Genomic DNA, 18066 nt, shown 5'->3' on the forward strand with positions numbered 1-18066 from the left:
TGTCAGGATTTGAGTGTCGACAACCGATCGTCTCAAATTCCGATTCACCCTCCTTAAGCGGGCGCCGTTGGTCGAGGCTTTTCACCGAGTTCTCCATAAGCCTGTGCACAGCCATCTGGAAATTGATACATTAATCGACTTTCAGCATCCAGAACCCGATGTGACGCGTCTCCGCATCGATTTTATCGAATACCGCATTCACGCAAATTGGGCGTCCCACGCCGCCAGCACTAACCGCCTAGTTCGGTATTCGCCGAACTCCCTCACCTCGTTGTTCTTGAGCACACGAAACGTTTCAGAGGGGTAGCCAGCCCCTTCTATATCGGCAGGGTCAAGGACGTAACGTAGCTCATCTCGAGTGAGGCCATATGCATTGGCATAAAAGGCGTCGAGCTCAGCTCGAAGCCAGGCCCGCCGTTCGTCATTCCAAGTAAATGGCGGCCCGACATAGCCTAAGTCGCGGGCGAATGGTTCCATGGAGTAGCTAACATAGGTTAATTCGAGAACCCTCGGCAATATGAAGTCTAAATCTGGTTCAGAGTAAAAATCTGGCGGCAGAAGCGGGAGTTGTTTGAAAATATACCTCCCAAAATTTATGTAAGAGACCTTCGTTCTAGCCACATAATCGAGAACAATGCTATTGCAATTCGCCACAAGGGCCATCTCTTTTTTGATATCTTGTCCGGTAAAAATCAGAATCTCTTTGTGACCGACGGCTGCGAATGGCATAACGGTTACAACGCAAGTCCTCAGCGTGGTCGCCGTTGTGGCTTCGCCGTAACCAATGAGGTAGGCTCCCGGCCTCGCCCGGCTCAATAGCTCGCTCTCGGGAACCCAATAGAACGGTTCAGCCTCGCGTCTCGGATCTGATAGTTGATCTGGGCGAAGCTCCGGCAGGACTCTGTGCCCACGAGCGTCCTTTCGGCTGCTGTAGTCCGAATACCTATGGTTATATTGGTCGAACATTTTGGCTTCAAAGAGCGGCTTATATCTTTGATTCGATATGTTTATTTTACGACCGCGAACTTCAACTATCTTGGGCTTTGGATCTTCTGAACCGTCGCCTTTGATCCAATCCTGTCCGGAACGGACATACCCGTCCTGCTGGAGTTGCTGCGCAGTTTGGAAAAGAGCGCTGTCGTAAAACATGTCAAAGAGACCCTGGCGAAACTCAGCTCCCCAGGGGTTGCCATCCACCCCCTTGGAGTCATCGACAAACACGCTTGTGGTTGCATGGATTTTCTGAACTAGCTGGGCATCACGGCGTGTCCGGAATAACGGCGCTGTCCTCGTGTTAGGATTGATTTGTTCGATCTCGGCCCCCGAAAGCGTGGCACGACGTTCGGGATCTTCGACCTGCCTAGGGTCCGACAGGAAGAAGAAGAACTCATGGACGTCCACGCTGCTTCCGCAGATGAGCAGGCAAAATCGGTATGTCCGGTGAACCGCCGGAAAAATGCCTTCGCGATTCTCAAAATCAGCGAGGCGCACAAGTTTTGCCCCCGAAATCAGGTAGGAGAAAAACGGAGCGGTCGTAGCGTCTGTTGCAATACCCGTTGGAAGGATCATCCCCATCCGACCCTTGGGGCTTGTTAGGCGCAATGCCAACTCGGCGAATATGGCGTAGGTATTTACCTTTCCCCGTGCCGCAAGCGGGAAGCGCCCAGACTCGCGGACGAATTCCCGATCTGCGTCATAGCGTCGTTTCTCTCGCTGATAGGCGGCAAACATCTCAGGCCTCTGCCATTCAAGTTCCGCCACCGCTCTTTTTCTCTCCGCACCCGTAAGTTCTGCAATTTCGGGAAGGCGGGCTGCGAAGTATTCTTCTTGCTCTAGCTGCATTACTTCCCATGGTGGATTGCCCAGCACGCAATCGAAGCCACCACGTTCCATAATGTCAGGGAATTCAAGCGGCCAGTGGAAGGCGCGCGCATCCCCGACAACCTCCTGCGTGTGGCCGACAAGAGGCCCATAGACGGTATGGCCCGTCAATGCCTGCCACATTTGGCCAGTCGTCGGAATCTTTACCTGCACCCGGTTTATTGGCACGCCCCCATCCTTGGGTGTGAGGAACGCCGAGAGATAGAAATCAGCTGCGATACGCCAGGTCCAGCGTCGTGGGTCACGCTCAGCCGCGACCCAGCGTTGCTTCTTCCTCTCAACCTCCTCGACCGTATCCTCGGGCAGCGCGCGCAGACTTTCGGCGGCCTTGCCTAGCGGCGGCGGCGCCGGTAGCCGGCCGCCACCGCCGACAAAGTCCAGCGAGCCTTGGCCCGCTTTCTCGGCCTTGTTCCGCGCGGCAAAATGCCTTGCCGTTTCCTTGTCATCACCAGTCAGCGGCTTATAGGCGGAATCGGGGATACCCTCCTTCAATGTATCAAGGTCGAAGACGCCGAGAAGCGCGTCGCCGCAGCGTATATTGGCATCGAGGAAGCCCAGCGGCTTGCCAGGTTCCACCGTCTCGATCCATAGCGCCACCTTGGTCAGTTCCACGGCCATCGGATTACGATCGACGCCGTGGATGCAGTTGCGCACGACGTCACGCAGCGCATGGCGATAGTCCGCCGCACTCGCGACGCCGCCGGTGCGAACACGCGCAAGCCGCGATGCTATGCGCCGGGCGGCGGCGAGCAGAAAATGGCCCGATCCGCAGGCCGGGTCGATCACTGTTACTCGTTCCAACACACTTGCAGGGTCATCGGTTTCCGCTTCGATACGGTCGAGCACCGGATCAAGCGCAGAGTCCAGCAGTGCCTGCACGAGACTGTCCGGCGTATAGTAGCTGCCGGTCGTCTTGCGCTGGTTACCTTTCGTTTCCGCGCCCTCGGCGAATGCCATGGCCCGGCCCTCGTCGACAAGACGAGGCGTCAGTTCCAGCAAGCTTTCATAGACTGAGCCCAGTTCCTCGGTTTCCATGTCGCGCCAGTTGACCGGCTGGAGTGACGAAGTGTCCTTCAACCAAGCGAGGCGATAAATCGCCTCCATCAGCGCCTTGTTCGAGAGGCGGACGTGGTCGAGGTCGGGCACCTCACCACGCGCGAACAGACCGCCCAAGGCGGGCAGGCCGAGCAGCTTCTCGCCCCGGTCGAGCGCCGCAAAGGTGATCTTCAGCCCCTCCCACCGGTCATGATGCGCATCCCACGCCGAGCGGCGGACCGAGCGCTCGCGTAAATTGGCCAGCGAATAGCCTTGCGCATAGAGCCTGCGCACAGTGGTCGGCGCCGAGGGCGTATGCAGCAGGTCGCGGTCTTCCGCCGCCATTAGGAAGATCAGTCGGTAGACGAGGCGCAAAAGCTCTGAGAAGAAACTCGTCAGCAAAAGCTCGCCAGACGTGACGCGTTCACGCAAAGCGGGATTTTCTTCGAGGAAGCCGGTGCCCAACGCGACCAGTGCGGCCTCGACGCCGTCCCGCAATCTATCACGCGCGACGAGGCCCTGCTTTGAACCCTGCTCGCGCCACTGCTCCAGCGCGCAATCGCTGGCCAGCGCCGGCCGCCTCCCGAAGCGGCTGGCATGCACGAGCAGCCACAGCACCGCGAAGGTGGCGAAATCCTCGCCCTCGAAGATTTGGCGCAGATTGGCCTCAATGTAAGTTGGCCGCGTCAGACTCTGATTGTCACGCATAAGGCGCAGCTTCTCGCCATTGGATGCAAGGCCCCAGAGCGCTGCATCCGAATGGTTGAGCCAGTCCTGCATCGCCGTAGCAGCCGAGTGCTTTCGGCTGTCGGTCGGTAGGCTTTCGCTGGCATGATCGAGGTCATCGACGGGCGGAACGACAACGACCGGCACACGTCCCGCCAATGCTTCTAGCGTGACAGCGAAAACCCGGCCGTCCTCGGCGCGGCTGCCGACCTGGACTATGTCAGAGAAGCCGAAGACTTGGCTGAGAAGCCTTTCGGCGAAGCGGGTCGCGGAGAGCGACGACGGCGTCTCCAACTTGGCAAAGTCCCCGAACAGCGCTTGGCCTATGCGGAAATAGCGCGCAATCTCATCGCGGATGGAGAGGCCTTTAGGCACGCCGTAATCCGCCTCGGTCTGATTGCCGGCGGTTCGCCGGTCGATGGCTGAGAGCATGGCTGGCGATATCAGGTTGCCCTCGATCTGCAGAGCAGTGAATTCGATGGGTTTCTTCTTCATCAGCTTGTGGCAGGCACGAGGACATAAAGGCCGATGATATCAGCCGGGTGGACGGGCTCCACCGACACCCGCGAAATGAAACGACTGGCATCGGCGCCTGCTCGCCGTAGACGCTCGTGATCTTCAGCGAGTGCCTCGGCACGCGCCTTGGCGTGCTCGGCAATCGGCCCTTCGACCAGCGAGGTAATGCGGATCAGAGCAGCTTCAATGAGACGGATCCGCGCGACATCCGCCAGGTTGCCGGCGGCCTCCCCGTCAAGCACATTACGCGCTGTTTCGCCGATAGAAATAACACCTGCGGGGCCGAAGGCAATTGCACTCGCTTCCTCGACCAGCAACATGCGCTCTGTCCGGCCACGCACGGTGAGCTTGAAGCGAAGTCGCAAAAGGGCAACGGTCGTCAGGACCTTGACGGCGGAAGACGACCAGGCCCCCGCACGACCTATTGGGTTTATCGCGCTGGACACAGGATCCAGTGCGCCCTCCAGCAGAGATTCGGCTAGTGTCGCGGGAAGGGGATGGCTGCGTGTAACGACGCTGTGGCCGGGCAACGGCGGCTCTTCGAAAGACAGCTTGGCGGTGCCCTCTAGGCCACGGGAGGCCAGGCGTTCGGCGATCTGCTTCGGCAACTCGCTCAGATGAGCCCGATAGGAATTATGCTTCTGCATTTCGAGTTGCACATTGAGCCTGCTCATGGCGCGGCTGGTAAAGCGAATTAACTCCGCTGGACCACCCAAAAGATCGCGCCATTTCTTCCACTCCGGCGCCACTTCCTCAGGCTTCATGGCGTTCTGCGCGAAGCGTGCGCGTGACGCCTTCTCCCCTTCCTCCGCGTCTCGCCAGCGCGTCTCGAAATTTCTGGCATCCTGGTCGAAACCAAAGTCGAGCGACAATTGGCGAGTGCGGCCCTTGCGCAGGAGCACGGCGTTCATAAGGGCGCCCGTCACCGCGCCACGCTCCTCAGGCAATGGCACGCTTACACCTGTGGCCTTCCTGATGGCTTCCGCCTTGCGCAGGATTACCTCCAACACCGCTCCATCGATGGCGCTGTCAGGCGAGAAGAGAAGGACCGAACGCACCAGAGGCGCCGACTGGCCGAAACGGTCGACACGCCCTTCCCGCTGCTGGTGCCTGGTTGGATTCCAGGAAAGATCGTAGTGAATTACCGTATCGAAGAGATGCTGCAGATTGATGCCCTCGGACAGGCAATCCGTGGCGACCAGCAGGCGCTGCGCGTCGTTGACCATGGCTTCGACGCGGGCACGGCGTTCGTCCCCTGTAAGGGCGCCAGTGACCACCTCGACCCGCAGCTTTGGGAATGCCCTGCGCAGCCCCTCGGCGAGGTGATCGGCGGTGGCGATGTAACGACAGAAGACAACAGGATTGGCACCGGACTCGATAAGTGGCTCGAGGACTTTGACCGTCGCCGCAAGCTTGGGATCTGGTGAACGGGTAAGAAACTCCGCCTGAGCGACAAGGGACGCGAGCGGCCCGGTATCGAGCCCGGAAGCCGGCTCGACGTCGATCGCATCTTCGTCCTCCCCGTCATCGTCGAAAACGTGATCCCCCAGGCGATCGGGATCCGACTTCAGGCGGTTGCGGAGGGCGCTGGCGGCGGCGGCTGGTGACGAGCCGACGCACCGCATCAGTGCAAGCGTGCCCCAAAAAGCCAGGCGTCGCTCACGTTGGCCGGATCCGGCACCCTCGACGACGCCAAGACAGTAGTCGAGGACCGCGTCGTGAAAGGCGCTCTGCGCGTTGTTGAACCTGTAGGAACTTTCGCTCGTCTCGTGACGAGGGAAGGAGCGTTCCTCTCCCCACTCCCGCGACGTGACGTCAATGCGACGGCGCTGCACAAAATGACGGGCGAGCCGGATGCGCGAGCGCTCTTCCTCGAAGGCTCGGCCGGAAAACTCCGAATCGATGAGCCCCAGCAGACGCTCGAATGCCTCTTCGTCGCCACTATGCGGCGTCGCCGTAAGCAGGATCAAATGGCGAGTCGTGTCCTCCGCCAGCCGCTTAAGTAACTCGAAGCGTTGCTGGCGCCCTTTATGCGTGCCGACGCAGGCATGCGCCTCGTCAACGATAACCAGATTGGGGCAGGCCCTGGCGAAGGAGTCGCGACGTTTGTCTGCCTTGATGTAGTCGAGACTGACCACCGTCTGCGGATGCGCATCAAACAGCGTCGTGTGCTGGGGCAGCCAGCGCTCGAGCCTGGCGGCAGAAGCTGCGGTGACGGCAACCGCATCAATGTCGAACTTTTCTTTCAGTTCGCCCGTCCACTGCTCGACCAGATGCGGCGGACAAAGGACTGTAAACGCTTCCGCCTCCCCACGGTCGATCAGTTCGCGCAAGATCAACCCCGCCTCGATCGTCTTGCCGATACCCACATCGTCGGCAATAAGCAGCCTCACGGTCTGCAGCCTGAGCGCCATGATCAGCGGAACAAGCTGATATGCGCGGGGCTCAAACGACAGGCGCGCGGCGGATCGGAACGGACCGGCACCCCGGCGTAGCGACAAACGCAGCGCTTCGGACAGAAGTTGCGCAGCGGATTGCGTAGCCAAATGCACTTTTTCCGGCAGGGCAAATCGAGCGGGCCTGGGCTTGTCGGTCTCGAGTTCCGGGTGAATGAGCTGGATGTCCGCCTCGGCGCCCGAAAGCGGCCGAAGGGACAGCCACCCCTCTTCCAGCGAAGGCAAAGCCACCCACTCGCGACCACGGGCATAGACGAGGTCTCCGGGAGAAAAAGCAGCAGTCAATCCGATACTCCTAGCAAACGCCGCAACTCAGCCAACGCCGATGGCGAAGGCGTTTGCGGTAACCCGACAAGCACAAATCCACGCGCCTCGATCTCGGCGAGATCTTCGGACCCCACCGGAGAATCGCTTGCAACCACAAGATGCGTCCGCCACACGAATGGCAATGTTTGCGAGCCGATTTTCATCGGCTCGGCGTCGTAGCTGGATATGCCTGCATCCTTGAATGCCGTGGCCCAGGGTTGGTCTGCCACTTCAGGTAAGCTGGCCGATGCCGCTTGGACCTCGGAACAGGCCAATCGCAATAGCATACGCTTCGCTTCATCATCGGTCCGATCGATGAGTTCCTGGTCCGGCTGGTTGTAGTAGGAGAGCAGGCAGCGATAGCAGCCCTTAACGCAATTCGAGTCTGGCACATCAACCAGCAAGTCGGGATCACGAGAGGCGATTGCTTCCTCCAGTCCCTGGAAATGCATGAGCTGCAGCGCTGTCCTTGCAACTCGCCTAATGGCCTCGGGTTCTTCGACGATTCGCCCAAGGACGCCGGCTCCTCCCTCCGTCGCCTCGAAGGCCAGGATAGCGCGGCGGTTCTCGCGACTCGGCACCGGCTCGGTGAGGACTTCGCCTTCTTCGAGCTGGAACGCTATCTCTATGCCGCGCGTCAGCGCGTGCTGGACAGTGGTTATAGAAGTTTCGGTCATCTGCTCGCCCGCCGGGCGAAACAAGGCAGCGTTTTTGTTGTCCTGCACGATTGGCACGACCCGCTGCGTGACCGGGCCATCCGGCGTATCCGCCTCCTCGCCGTCGTCATCAGGTGCCTTCGTCCATCGCCCGGTGGCGGCATCGATGCCGAAACCGAGAATGGCCTTTTCTTTTCTCCGGCGAAGGCCCTTGTTGATCCGGCTGATGAGCGCACCGTGGGCATAGTGGACGTTGGCGATCGGGCCATCCTGATCCGATATTGTCGTAGAAGTCACATCAACCTGGCCGTCGCGTGAGGGCCAACTGAAGACGGTTTGTATTTCGAAGCCCTGTCTTTGCCGATCCTCGTCGTTTGCCGTTATTCGCTCCGCAGCCACCGTCTCAACGTTGTCGATGCGCAGGACATTGCGGATCGGATGGATGCCCGCCATGAGCGCGCCACAGGCATGGCACCGATCCTGTTCGTGATCATGGGCAGCGCCACAGGCGTCGCAGATGAAGATCTTTGTTGTGGTCAGTTTGCCGTCGGTGGTGCCGCGCATCTCCGGCGACAGCTTGGCCTTGTAGACCCGATAGGCGCGACCCTCGTGATAGATCAGGCTTCCGGGCCCGAATTCCGCGATGGCAAGGAACCGTGCACGTTGCAGATACGCGGCCTTGGGGCCGCCCGCGCCGACGGCAGGCACGTAAGCATAGAGCGGCAGCCGGGGGAAGTTGTAGCCGGGCAAGAACCCTTCGGTCGCGAGGTAACGATAGGTGTAGAAATCGGAGCCTCCGCTTGCCTGGCCTCTTTCCAAAAGAGCGAGTTGTTCATTGGCTTGTGCTTGGGCAATCTTGGCGTCTCGTCGTTCCTGCTTGTCGAGGCCATGCATTTCGGATTTGCGATTGGCTTCGATCAACTGTGTGCGCGCGCCTTCATAAAGCTGCCGCCAGCGCTTAAACGCACCAGAGAACCGCGTGTTGGCGTTCGCGACCACCAAAGCAAGAAACTCCTCCCGATTGGCAGCCCAACTGGCCTCCGAAGCTGAGAGTTCAAGGTCAATGCTGTTGAGAACCCGTCGCATCGGGCCAACAGCCCGCTCGGCGAGGGCACTGCTCGCAAAATTCTCGGTAATTTCCCGATTTACCGGCAAGCCCGGCTGGCTGAGGTCCAACACATGCGGAATGTCGGGCAACAATTCCTGGCCCGCCTCCGCTATCCATACGGCGTGCAGGTGAGCCTCGACCAGCTCCCTGTTGGCAAGGTCAAGTGCCGGCGGGCGCACTATTCCTCCGACCATCTGGTCGCGGCGCGAGAAGTAATACTGATCATGTGGGCTCTGGGCGGCGCAGTAGGTGACCACAAGAGCCGCCTGTCCCGAACGCCCTGCGCGTCCGGATCGCTGGGCGTAGTTTGCCGGCGTGGGAGGCACGTTTCGCAGATATACCGTATTCAGCGCCGAGATATCGACACCCAGCTCCATCGTTGGCGAGCAGAATAGCGTAGGGAGGAACTGGTCTGGCTCCATCGCAATCCGCATCGCCTCGCGGTGCTCGGCGATCCGCGCCTGGTCATCCTCCCCATATCGAAACCGCCACTCGCGCCATTCTCGCCGCTCCTGGTCTACCTGGGCGGTGTGTTCGCGGCTCTCCAGTCCAAACAGCCCTTCTCCATCACCGTCGAGTGCCGCCGCCAGATAGTTGTAGAGGTTGAGAAAATAGGAGTTTGCCTGCTTTGGGCTATGGGCGCTCCCAGCAACCAGCCGAACGGCACTGGCCGCTAGTTGCCATCCTTCCACGTCGAAGACGGTCTGGACACGGCGGACAAGTTGATAGGTGGCGGCAGCGCTTAGGAGTGCGTCAAGGACCTCCTGATATCTGCTACCCGAAAGCCTTTCGCCCCATATGCTGGACCGGTTCAACTCCTTTGCAAGTCTACTCCGCGGCCCGCCACGAATGACTAGCGACTCGCTCCGGAGATTTGTCTCGCTCTTCTTTGGCGCCACGATGATCAAGGCCGCAGCCGAGCGAAGATTCTCGCGTTCTGAAATGGCCCAGGGTTCTCGTAGGAACTGACCGGCGGAACGCATGGTCGTTTCCAGCGTCTGGAGCTCGAGCGCTTCGGCAGTAACGGCCAGCCCTTGCCGGAGAGCTTCGAACAGAACGCGTAAGGCGTGTCTTCTGCGCTCGGGCGACAAATTCCGAAGCTCGGCCGGTGCGTTCGCGAACGCTTCCTCATCCTCGGCCAGTTCGTCAAGCGCCGAATATTCGGCCGATACCAGCCCCAGCTCTTCCAGATTGGGATTGGTGAACCGCCAACCGCGTTTCTGATCGGCCCAGACCCGATAGGTCAGAACGCGCGACAGCGCACGTTCAGCATCTTGACGGTGAATACCCTTTGTCTCCGGGGCGATCATCCATTCCTGCCGGCGATCGTCCCTCCCTGCGAGGAACCCCAGCTTTGCCTGCACCCGGCGCCCGAACTCGTCGTCGCCAAGTCCTTCCTTGCCCGCATTGCGAACCGCTGCGAGTATCGCTGCCCGCAACAAGGTAACGAATAGCGAATCGTTGAAGTTACCCGCCTGCAAGGCAGCGTCCTGTCGGTTGTCTGTAAAGCCGAGCAGCTTTCGCTTATCTAGCGGAATACCGTTTTCGCGCTTGTTCATCCAACGCAATGTGCTCGATACAAGCAGGGTCGTCGCTGAACTGCGCCCTTCGGCAGACAGGCTTGCGAGCTTGTTGATCTCTCGCGCTCTGCTGGAAGGCTGGTCGCCGCAAGCCGGGCAAAACCTAAACTTCCCTGAGATGAAAAGGCCATGCCCCCCGTGTTCTCCGGGTTGCCCGTCGACCTTGACACTCAGCAGCCTTGGCACCCACTTTCGCCTGTCCTTTCTTAGCTGGAGACCGTTGGGACTCGGCTCCGTCCAGTCCTCGGGAAAGTCTTCGGGCGCTCCGCTGAATCGAAAATCGGCGTCGTCCTCGGGTATCGGCATCAAATAGCCGGCCTCGTCTTCCACGTCGGGGTCTTCAACCGGCGTCTCGTCAATGGATCGAGGCAATACCCGCCGCACCCCTTCGTCATCGGCAAGCGTTACCGAATGGAATTCCTGACCGCACTCCCTACAGAAGAAGGTAGGATATAGCCTGGCTTCCTCGTCGTCAGGATCAAAGCGTTGCCCTTCGAGGGTCACGTGACGATTGCTCGCCCTCAAGGTGGCGTAGACGCGTCCTGCGCCAGAAAAAAACCTGTGCAGCTTGAACGCCAGAAATGCCCGCTCGTTCAAGCCACCGCGGTCTTTCTCGGATCGGCTCATCAAGGTCAGCATCGCTTCTAGCTGGCGGCGGCAAATGCCCTCCGCGCAGCCTGTGAAGTCGGCTAGCTTCCGAGAGGCCTGCGATATCGTCATCGGCGGCCTGCGGCTCAGAATTTGCTTATCAAGAAGTCCGATCTCAAGTTCGATCCAGACAGCAAGCGGATGCTTGTAGAGAGCCGAGTCGTCGAGGTCTTCCGGAATGTCGCGGTTGAGGATATCGACGAGAAAAGACTTGAGCCCATCGGTCTTGATCGATTGGTCGGTAGCCCGTTGCAGAGTCTCGTCGATCACCGCATCTGGCGATACGTTCGTCCCGAACAGTCTGGTCGCCACGCTGGCCACGACCTCTGCACGTTTTGCTTCGGATCCTTCGCTCGCCATGGTCGCCGATGTGCCAATGCATACGGGCTCCTTGTCTGCAGATAGCCGATCCCTGACACGACGAACCAGCATCGCCACGTCGGCCCCTTGGCGGCCGCGATAGGTATGCAGCTCGTCGAGGACGATGAAGTCCAGGCCATGAGCGTTCGCGATGACCGTTTGATCCAACCTGTTCTGGCGTGTCATCAACAACTCAAGCATCATGAAATTGGTGAGCAGAATGTCGGGTTTCGCCCGGCTTATAAGCTCGCGTTCCTCAGGGGACTCCTGGCCGGTGTAGCGCGCGAAGGTCGGGCGAAGCCGTGCATCGAGCCCGGACTGCTCAACAAACTTTTCGAGTTCCTTGATCTGGCTATTCGCCAGTGCGTTCATTGGATAGACGATGATGGCGCGCGTTCTTTGCGGCTCGCCTGCAGCGCGGGCGCGAATAGCGGCATCAATGATGGGAACGAAGAAGCAAAGGGACTTACCCGATCCTGTTCCTGTTGTGACGACAAATGACTTCCGGGAAACCGCCTTAGAGACAGCTTCCTGCTGATGGCGATGGAGCGTGATCGAGGTGCCGGCAACGCGAAAGACTTTGCCTGTTTCGGGGTGGAGTGTGCCATCACGCACCAGATCGTCTATTCCGGCGCCACGCTCGAAGTGCGGGTTGATCGAGATCAGCGGCTCGGGCCAAAATCGCCCGCTGGCATAGATTTCATCGACACTTCGCCGAATATCTGCGGCTCTGATACGCGTGAACGATCGGGAAAAGCGCTCGTAGTCGTTTACGAGAACTCTATCCAACTCGAACACGTTCATAGAATTCCCCCGCACCGACGCAGCAAACCGTCCCTGAGAGCAATTTGCAACAAGAATCGAGGCCTCAGCATCGGCCCATTTTTTCTTGTCTCACTGCCCAGCCCAAAGTGGAGTCTAGCGTGCATCAACTAGGTTGTCAGCCGCTCTGGCATGATTGTTTGGCATCGTGATGATCGAACGATTTGAATCGCAACCATTGCCGTTCACCGTAGTGCGACGGGCGTGATCACTCCCACCCGTCGCATTGGAACTAGGATTAGCCGATGAGATCCGAACCGTTCGCCCGTCCCAAGAGCAAATTGCCGGCGTGGGCAGAGCTTCTGCCTCTAATTCGAGACGATTGGCCCGATGCAGGAGCTTTCTTCCTTCCCGGGCCATTGCCCGATCGACAACTTTCTGGTCCTCAATGGCGGCATAGTCGGTGGCGTGGTCAACCCCGTCGTCAATTCTACTATGTCTCAATGCGGCTCCCCGGACGAGCTTTTGCAAAGCGGGATTCATGCTCATTGCGCGGTCTCCTCCCTCATCAGTAGTCCGCTAACGGCGTCGGCCACTCTGCAGGCGATTTCGGCCACGTCAGAATTCGGTGCTACGTTCTCGAAAAAATATGCGTCGATCGCGTCTCTAACGATCGAGTGTAACGGGATAAGATCGACTGTCTGGAAATTCAGACCGGCAAAGCCGTGGTGGATAGCGATCAGGATTCCTTCAGGCGAATTGAACACTTCAACGAAGCCATCTTCGTCCATTTCAATGCTGGCATCTACTCTGATTTCGGAACCGTTCTTTTGATAAACGTTACACAGACGGCTGTTAAATTGTCGCCTCGACATACGTTGGCTGATGTTTGCCAGAGCTACCGGCGCGGTGATAGATTCAGTTCTCATTGCAGATCATCTCCATGTTTTGCGATGTTGAACCTGCCGGGGCGGCGCTGATTTTGCGGTCGAGCCGCCCCGGTCAGGGCATTCCCAAAAACCTTACAGGTCTTTGATCTTCCATTCCGGCAGCGTCCAGCGCACCTGCTTGTCGAGCCGGTCCAGAATTTTCCTTATTCGGAACATGTCTTTGTCAGCCTGCGACCTGATGAACAGGTCATGAGGGCCGACCTGCTCGAGTTCGAGCAGCGTGTCATTCAACTCCTTGCGCTTGTAGCGATTGATGATGCCGGCCAGGGTCGTGGCCGCATCCAACAGGCACTCGACGGTGAGCTCGGCCCGGCCGACCGAGTCGGTCAGGTGCGTTGGAAGTTCCAGGCCGTCCAAGTCCGACGGAAAGTCCGGACCTCTGTCATCGCCAAATTCAGGCGGTTCGATGCCGGCCATGCGCAGGGCAATCTCGGCATCTTCCCAATTAGAGTCGAAGTGGAGGAAGGCGAAAAACGGCTGTTTCAGAAAGGGCCGCGTCATCTCCGCTGCATCGCTCAGTGCTCTGGCCGCAGCCTTCCGGCGCTCGTAGTGCCGGCGCTGCCGTTCTGCATTTGAAAGTGCCATGTGCGTTCGCTCCTGATTTCGAAGCGTCAGTATCAGAACCTAACGTTCGTGTCAATCAGATTCTAACGGACCATCATCGCGCTTTATGCCGGCCGGCCAAACACCTGCGTCCATGAGCGCCGCCACGACCTCATCGCGGCGCGTCCAGCCTTGCGCTTGCGCATCAAATCGGCCGGCAAGGCGATCGACCAAGGCATTCCAATTTTCATCAAGCAGGTAGGCATCCATATCCAGAACTCCGTTCGTGTTAGACGCCGGATACATGGTTCCTGTCGCCGAAGGCTTCAAGCAAAAAATATAATGAAAACAGAGTGTTAGTCACTAGTGAGTTACACTGTTTTCGGAAGAGAAAGCGTTTTCATGAGCTTGATGACTTCCCGAAGCTGTTCAGAATACAGCTCGGCCGCCAGCCTACGGATCGGCTTGGTCGCAAAATACCACTCGCCGTTGATTGGCCGAGACACGCCTGCGAGCCGCCCATGCTTCGGTCGTGGCCGGATGTGGTTCCAGTCCTTGGCGCTGTAATTGGCCCAAACGACGCTTGGCTCGTCCTCCGTATGGGCCTGATGCTGGCGAACCGACGCCCATTCACCGGCAGCCACGCGGAACGCCTTCCGGGCCGCCTCAGCCTCACCGGACGCAATCTGAAGCTCACCGTGCAGATGCAGCTTGTGATGCACAGACACCTCCAATGCGAACCAATAATCGACCTTGCGGCCAAGCGCTTCCTCTAGCTCCCTGGCAATACGCTTTGACAGCCAGCCGGCCGTAGAAGCATGCTTCCTGGCGCGCGCCTCGACGTCGTCGGATAGGCGCAGCGTGAAGGCCTTCACATCGCCTTGCGACCGAAGAGCATGGTGGAACCACTCCAGCCGACCAGGGTCGCTCAGATCACGCCAGGGGGCTGGAACGACATGCTCGCGCAGGCCCTGCAGTTGAACAGCGTAGTCGCGCCAGAACCGGGCTTGTAGACGTTCTTCTGCGTCGGTCAGGTGTTCGTGCTTGTAGAGTGTGCTTGGAGGTTTGCGGTCGTTGGTTATGTGAAGGACGGGGAAGAGAGGGTGAGAGGGGGTAGCATATGTAACTGAAGTCCCCCCATTCGCGCGTAGATCGTCCAATGCTGCAATGCCTTGGAAAAGCGGGCGAAATAACGCGTCGCGATAGACGGATTTTACGCGTGTTCGTTTTACTTTGTTGTCAACCTGCTCCTCTGCTTCGAGGGCGTTGAGCGCCTTTAGATCATCGTCACTGAGGTTGTCGAAGTCGATATCGCCGGCGCACGTTATCTGTGCCTCCGCCTGACAAGCAGGCGCGAAACTGCTATAATTCATACCATCACCACTTGATAGGACCGGTCGCGTTTGGGAGAAGTCGGCCGGTCTTTTTTGTTCCAGGTAAGGGTTATAGCGAAAACCGTCCGGGGTGTTCGTCGGGGGGGCACCTTTGTTGTGCTGTGCCGAGCAACCCTGAAATCGTGGCCCATCAGCCAGTCAGCCAATCAGGGCCCCAGAACCCGCGGCTGCGACGAATTGGGATGCGTTGGTTGCGACATATCCTTGGGTGCGCCTGTAGGAGCTCATGGCGACGGTGACATATGAGCCCCCGCCGATGTCGGATCGGTGGGGTGAGCCATGGGTTGGGCGCGCCGAAGGAAGTGCCGGAGCGCCGTTGTGAACCCAGGCGCGGATTCAACCAATCAACTATTGAGATCCTGACCACCGATTTATTCGCTCACGCACACTGGCACCGGTGCTCCTTGGTCTTTGAGCGTGCCCTTTGTGGGTGCTCCTCGGACGCGATGGCTTGGTTGGGCCTCATATGGGGAAGCGTTTATCCGGTTCCGGTGCTCGCTGGTGGTTGTCGTTGAATAGCTATTTAGCCCTTGCGCTCTTTAGCGTTGCCGGTGTCGGGTCTGTTCTGGCGTTGCCTATGTCAGGGAGCTCGCTGAAAGCTATTCGGGTGCTGGCCGCTGCAAGTATAGACGTTGGAGTGTGTCGGATCGGTTTGGTGAGCTTGTGTGCTTGAAATCGGGTGTGTTTGAACTGGTTGCGTGCGAGCGCTTTTTTAAAATCAGGTGTGGTTTCGTCAACTTGATGTAAACTTAGGGGAAACCAGTTGTCATCTTATGGATGATGACTTTACAGGATTGACCAGGATTTGGTTGCGCTTGCGTCAACCGTGGCCTGGTGGAGAGTGGACTATGCCTGGCCATATGTTGACCCGCTGGTTGCCGGTGCAAGCGTGCTGACAGGCAATGCGTTCCGCGACCCTTGGGCAGGATGGGACCGGAGGGTTAGTTGCGACTGAACGACATCAAGAACTTTTCAACGTTTGACTGATTCCACTCGTTCCCCCTTATCGTCAAAATTGATCGATCGTTCAGATAGTTCGCGATGGCCTTCGGACGACCCCTGCCCTCAGGGACGCACAGTAACGCCTCTTCGAAGGCGTGCCTTACTCTGGTTACGTGTTCCTCCTTGCTGAGGAAATCGGTGGCCTGCCACTCTTGGAAATGCCTAATGGGATTGAAACCTGCCAGGCTCTCTGGGGGAAGACCTATCGGTTCCAGCCCCATTTCGGTCAAGCCGCTGTTCCTGAGGATTTCCCGCATTCTTATGGTGCGTCGAAGCGGCTGAACTTCTCCGAAATCGACATAAACCAACCAGCAGCCGTGCTATTTGCACAAGTCAATCACAGGGACCAATTTCTTATCGATCATGACCGGGGCTTGCTTGGGATCGTTGTCGATGCAAACGAATTCTCCAAAAAGTGCTCCTCCCTGCTGCTTCACGTAACCACGAACGGTTTCAACCTGATATTTGATCGTCTTACTTAGTTTTGCCGCCTGGTTCACATCGTTTGGCAGCTCGCGAAATCCCGCCCAGTTAACGCGCCTCGTCCAGTAAAAGCCGACATACTCTTCCACGCGATCTCTTTCCATTTCCCATGCGATCCTATTTCGGAAAAACCCGGTAGATGAGAAAACTCGTCTAACGGAAATGGTAATGGTCGGTTTCCTCGCTGGAAAGGAAATACAACATGAAAGGCTCGTTAAGGATTGACGAAGTCACCGCTGCCGAAGGGATCATAGGCATCACTTTGGCGCCGGGTAAGCGCGGTCCGAGCATCTACGGTGGTGTGCACGAGCGTGATCTCAACGTCGATCTCAATGAAGTCTCTCGGTGGGGGGCCGCAGCCGTCGTGAGCCTGATCGAAGGGCATGAGTTTAGGGAGTTGCAGGTCGAACGGCTCGGGGAAGAGGTGCGCCGCCGGCACATGGAATGGCTCCACATGCCGATCGTCGATGTCGGCGTGCCCGACATCCATTTCGAAAAGGAATGGCCTGGGAATTCAGCCAAACTGCGTGGCTTGCTTAGGCGCGGAAATCGGGTGCTCATCCACTGCCGTGGTGGGATCGGGCGTGCAGGCATGGTGTCGGCGCGGTTGTTGGTTGAGCTGGGCGCCGATCCGAGAGAGGCTGTGGCGATCGTTCGCAGGGTCCGGCATCCGAACGCTGTCGAGACTAGAGCTCAAGAGATATGGGTCGAGGCAGGCCGACAGGTCGAAGACGCGCGGCCCTCCCGTGATATTGAAACGACACGCGACCGAGCCATTGGAGCGTTGCTTGGCCTCGCCGTGGGAGACGCGGTCGGCGCAGCAATCGAATTCAGCAGCAAGCCGGAGTTCACCCTGATCGAAGACATGATCGGGGGCGGTCCGCATGGCCTTGAACCGGGCGAATGGACAGATGACACCGCGATGGCGCTGGCGTTGGCAGAGAGCCTGGACACTAATCCAGAGCTCGACCCAGGCGATCTGATGGACCGCTTCGTCAACTGGTGGAAGGACGGAGCCTATTCCTGCACGGGATCCTGCTTTGACATCGGTATCACTACGCGTGGCGCCCTCGACCGCTATCGTCGCACTGGTGATCCCTACGCTGGATCCCTGGATCCAAGGTCCTCCGGTAACGGGGCCCTTATGAGGCTCTCACCGGTGGCGATTCGTCACTGGCGCAGCCTTGAGGCGGCGCTCGATGTCGCCCAGCGGCAGACGCGCACCACGCATGGCTCGCCACCGACCATCGACGCCTCTTGTGCTCTCGCTCGCCTGCTGGTGAAGGCGATCGAAGGCCACCCGCTGACAGAGCTGCTGACCGGGCCTGAGGCAGATGCGGTGGAAGGCGGTTTTCGAGGCGTGCACCGCAATGAAATAAACGGTTCCGGCTTTGTCTCAGAGTCTTTGCAGGCAGCGCTCTGGGCTGTCAATCGCACCACAGATTTTCGCTCAGCAATTCTGCTCGCCGCCAATCTTGGTAACGACGCCGACACCACTGCCGCGATCGCCGGCCAGCTTGCGGGCGCCGTCTACGGGGCGTCCGGAATACCCGAGGATTGGCTGACTAAGCTTGCCTGGCGAGATCTTCTTGAATCCAGGGCCGACCAGTTATTCGAGGCTAGCCTCACCTAGTTAGCCACAGACGCTTCGTTGCCCACC

General features: G+C 58.7%; 10 protein-coding genes. 1 reads left to right on the forward strand and 9 read right to left on the reverse strand.

Features of this window, described 5'->3' with window-relative positions; translation table 11 throughout:
- Positions 1-198 precede the first annotated feature (198 nt).
- The 9 genes from FJ978_RS07245 to FJ978_RS07285 form a co-directional block, all read right to left on the reverse strand.
- Entirely contained in the window at positions 199-4137 is a 3939-nt protein-coding gene (locus tag FJ978_RS07245) for an N-6 DNA methylase (protein ID WP_140571315.1), read from the reverse strand.
- The gene (locus tag FJ978_RS07250) at positions 4137-6899 is read right to left on the reverse strand and encodes a DEAD/DEAH box helicase (RefSeq protein ID WP_140571317.1); all 2763 of its coding nucleotides are present in this window, start codon (positions 6897-6899) and stop codon (positions 4137-4139) included. Before FJ978_RS07250 ends, FJ978_RS07245 begins: the two co-directional genes overlap by 1 nt.
- A complete protein-coding gene (locus FJ978_RS07255) occupies positions 6896-12076 on the reverse strand; it encodes a DEAD/DEAH box helicase (protein WP_140571319.1) in 5181 nt (1726 codons plus the stop codon). Before FJ978_RS07255 ends, FJ978_RS07250 begins: the two co-directional genes overlap by 4 nt.
- A 114-nt stretch (positions 12077-12190) precedes the next feature.
- A complete protein-coding gene (locus tag FJ978_RS07260; protein ID WP_140571321.1) occupies positions 12191-12583 on the reverse strand; it encodes a hypothetical protein in 393 nt (130 codons plus the stop codon).
- The gene (locus FJ978_RS07265) at positions 12580-12963 is read right to left on the reverse strand and encodes a hypothetical protein (protein ID WP_140571323.1); all 384 of its coding nucleotides are present in this window, start codon (positions 12961-12963) and stop codon (positions 12580-12582) included. The genes FJ978_RS07260 and FJ978_RS07265 overlap by 4 nt, the downstream gene beginning before the upstream one ends.
- Positions 12964-13056: 93 nt before the next feature.
- Positions 13057-13569: a hypothetical protein gene (locus tag FJ978_RS07270; protein WP_140571325.1), complete on the reverse strand. Its 513-nt coding sequence runs from the start codon at positions 13567-13569 to the stop codon at positions 13057-13059.
- 51 nt (positions 13570-13620) lie between these two features.
- Positions 13621-13797, reverse strand: coding sequence for a hypothetical protein (locus tag FJ978_RS32720; RefSeq protein WP_181180380.1), 177 nt, complete (start codon positions 13795-13797; stop codon positions 13621-13623).
- A 101-nt stretch (positions 13798-13898) separates the two neighbouring features.
- Positions 13899-14900 (reverse strand): hypothetical protein, encoded by a 1002-nt coding sequence (locus FJ978_RS07275; RefSeq protein ID WP_140571327.1) that lies wholly within the window; start codon positions 14898-14900, stop codon positions 13899-13901.
- 1343 nt (positions 14901-16243) lie between these two features.
- Entirely contained in the window at positions 16244-16510 is a 267-nt protein-coding gene (locus FJ978_RS07285; protein WP_140571331.1) for a hypothetical protein, read from the reverse strand.
- A gap of 98 nt (positions 16511-16608) precedes the next feature.
- Between FJ978_RS07285 and FJ978_RS07290 the strand changes: the two genes are divergently transcribed.
- Positions 16609-18039, forward strand: a complete 1431-nt coding sequence (locus FJ978_RS07290; RefSeq protein ID WP_140571333.1) for an ADP-ribosylglycohydrolase family protein — start codon at positions 16609-16611, stop codon at positions 18037-18039.
- The last annotated feature ends 27 nt before the right edge of the window (positions 18040-18066 follow it).

Origin of the sequence: Mesorhizobium sp. B1-1-7 (assembly GCF_006442705.1) — a bacterium.
GTDB classification, from domain to species: Bacteria; Pseudomonadota; Alphaproteobacteria; order Rhizobiales; family Rhizobiaceae; genus Mesorhizobium; species Mesorhizobium opportunistum.